At 72.4% G+C, this 1,985-nt stretch carries 2 protein-coding genes and 1 pseudogene; 2 read left to right on the forward strand and 1 reads right to left on the reverse strand.

Translation table 11 applies throughout. From position 1 onward, the window contains the following. A partial coding sequence (locus ACFU99_RS42005; RefSeq protein ID WP_384403621.1) for a sensor histidine kinase occupies nt 1-812 on the forward strand: 812 nt, incomplete at its 5' end. A gap of 85 nt (nt 813-897) precedes the next feature. On the opposite strand, the gene ACFU99_RS42010 is transcribed toward ACFU99_RS42005, so the two are convergent. Continuing rightward, nucleotides 898-1,581 (reverse strand): response regulator, encoded by a 684-nt coding sequence (locus ACFU99_RS42010; RefSeq protein ID WP_384403624.1) that lies wholly within the window; start codon nt 1,579-1,581, stop codon nt 898-900. 214 nt (nt 1,582-1,795) lie between these two features. Here ACFU99_RS42010 and ACFU99_RS42015 point away from each other — a divergent pair. Further along, nucleotides 1,796-1,985: pseudogene (locus ACFU99_RS42015) on the forward strand (hypothetical protein); the annotation flags it as partial.

The raw sequence follows: 1,985 nt of genomic DNA on the forward strand, positions 1-1,985 counted from the left end.
CGGCGGTGGCGGTGCCGATGGGCACCGGCAAAAGCGCACGGGGCGTGCTGCTGATGGCCCGGAGCGCGGACCGGACGCCCTTCACGCCCGCGGAGTCCGCGCCGCTGCTCGGCTTCGCCGGCCAGGCGGCGCTGGCGATGGAACTGGCCGAGCGCCGCCGGGACGCCGAGCAGATCGCGCTGCTGGAGGACCGCGACCGGATCGCCCGCGACCTCCATGACCTGGCCATCCAGCGGCTGTTCGCCACGGGCATGACCCTCCAGAGCGCGCGGCGGTTCGTGCGCCACCCGGAGGCCGTCGAACGCCTGGAGCGGTCGGTGGACGACCTGGACGCCACCATCAAGATCATCCGCTCGACGATCTTCGGGCTGCGCACGCACGAGGGGGGACCCGGCCAAGGGGGGCTGCGGAGCCGGGTGACCGGCGCCGTGTCCGTGGCCGCCGCCACGCTGGGCTTCGCCCCCGCCGTACGGATGGAAGGCCCCGTCGACACCGTGGTGCCCGCCTCGGTGACCGAACACGCGATGGCGGTGTTGGGGGAGGCGCTCAGCAATGTCGCCCGGCACGCCGAGGCGACAGCGGTGGAGGTGCGGCTCGTCGCCGGGGAGGGGGCGCTCACGCTGACCGTCACGGACGACGGCACGGGCATCCCGGACGACGCGTCCCCGGCATCCCGCAGCGGATTGAAGAACATCGAGGAACGGGCGGTGGCGCTCGGCGGCACGTCGGCCCTGGACGAGCCGCGTGGGGGAGGGACCAGGCTGCGGTGGCGGGTTCCGCTGCCGGAGGCCGTGACGCCGCCGTCCGAGTAGGCGGCCCCCGATTCGCCCAGATTCGCCCCGGCGCGATCCCAGGCGTCACGGCGTCACGGCGTTACGGGGGCACGGCGTCACGGTGTCAGGACGGGGGCCACTCCAACTGGGAGGCGATGACGGCGGCCTGCACGCGCCGCTGGACGCCCAGTTTCGCCAGCAGCCGGGAGATGTGGTTCTTGACCGTCTTCTCCGACAGGAACAGCCGCCGGCCGATCTGACGGTTGGTGAGCCCTTCGCCGACGAGGGCGAGGATGTCGCGTTCCCGCGGGGAGAGACCCGCCAGAACGGGCGAGCCCGTCGGCGGATCGGCGGATTCGGAACGGATGTTCCGCATCAGCCGCGCGGTGGTGGCGGGGTCCAGCAGCGACTGCCCCGAGGCCACCGTGCGGACCGCCGAGACGAGATCCGATCCCTTGATCTGCTTGAGCACATAGCCGGCCGCCCCCGCCATGATCGCGTCCAGCAGGGCATCGTCGTCGTCGAACGAGGTGAGCATCAGGCAGGCCATGTCGGGCAGTTGGGAACGCAGATCACGACAGACCATGATGCCGTCCCCGTCGGGCAGCCGCACGTCCAGGACCGCGACGTCCGGGCGCAGCGCCGGCCCCCGGGCGAGAGCCTGGCCCACCGTCCCGGCGTCGCCCACCACGGCGATGTCCGGCTCGGCGCCGAGCAGATCGGTGAGGCCGCGCCGGACCACTTCGTGGTCGTCGAGGATGAACACCCGGATCGGCTCGTCCGGTGAGAACGCCCGCGCTTCGGTCATGACGGCCCTCCGTACCCGCTGCCGGAACTTCCCGCACCGCTCGATGGTCGCTCACCCATGGGCCATACGACAGGGCTGAACGGCCCCTATGCGCCGACGAATCGAGGACGATCGAGGACGTCGGAATCTGTTCTCCGCGCCGCGCGAGACCTCGCGACAGGGACGCTTCCCGCTGTCACCCTGCGAGCAGGACGCGTGAGGGGGGGGCGGAGCGATGCGCAGGAGTGCTCGGTACCCGAAGGTGCGGCTCTGGCGATGGCGGCGCAATCCGATCCGGCGTCGCGTCGACGCCGTCGAGGCGTGGATCGTGCTGGCCGTGTGGACGCTCGCCGCTCTCGGCGGGGCCGCCGTCGGCTGGACGTCCGCACAAGCCATGGAGGCGACGCTCGCCCGGCAGCGGGAAC

The organism is Streptomyces sp. NPDC057654 (assembly GCF_042800135.1).
Lineage (GTDB): Bacteria > Actinomycetota > Actinomycetes > Streptomycetales > Streptomycetaceae > Streptomyces.

Coding starts and splice junctions, on each gene's coding strand:
- ACFU99_RS42010 (WP_384403624.1), bottom strand. CDS start 1,581: ATGACCGAAGCGCGGGCGTTCTCACCGGACGAGCCGATCCGGGTGTTC.